Annotated in this window: 1 protein-coding gene; it reads right to left on the bottom strand. The window is 55.1% G+C overall.

Translation table 11 applies throughout. The annotated features are described in order from the left end of the window. Positions 1-7 precede the first annotated feature (7 nt). A partial coding sequence (locus tag HMPREF2681_RS07595; protein ID WP_141746282.1) for an IS30 family transposase occupies positions 8-472 on the bottom strand: 465 nt, incomplete at its 5' end.

Genomic DNA, 472 nt, shown 5'->3' with positions numbered 1-472 from the left:
GGTAGGGTCAGGCGGTCATTGCATCATGGATTACACCAGAGATTACCTCCCGGGGAGTTAACCCGTCGAGCACTACCCGCGGCCGGTTATTCAGCAATGCTTCCGCCTCGGCGACCTCTTGGTCGGTGACATCGGTAAAGTTGGTGCCTTTGGGGAAATAAAACCGGATATCCCGATTCATCCGCTCATTGCTACCTCGCTGCCACGGCGAATGCGGATCGGCGAAAAACACCTGGATATTCTCCGCGACAGAAAACTCCGTGTGTTTGGCAAACTCCACTCCCTGATCCCAGGTCAACGTCGAAATCGTGGTGTCCATCGACTCTTTGAGCCGACGAATCATCCGTACCATCACCTCATTGACACTGGCGGCAGTATGGTCAGTGCCGAGTCTGCCGAGCAGCACAAACCTGCTGCGGCGTTCCACCAACGTCGCTAAAGCACTGGTGCCATCTGCGCCAATAATCAAATC

The organism is Corynebacterium sp. HMSC064H12 (assembly GCF_001809925.1).
Taxonomy (GTDB): domain Bacteria; phylum Actinomycetota; class Actinomycetes; order Mycobacteriales; family Mycobacteriaceae; genus Corynebacterium; species Corynebacterium jeikeium_D.
Note: the sequence above shows the minus strand (reverse complement) of the source record. Positions and strands in the feature narration are given on the sequence as shown.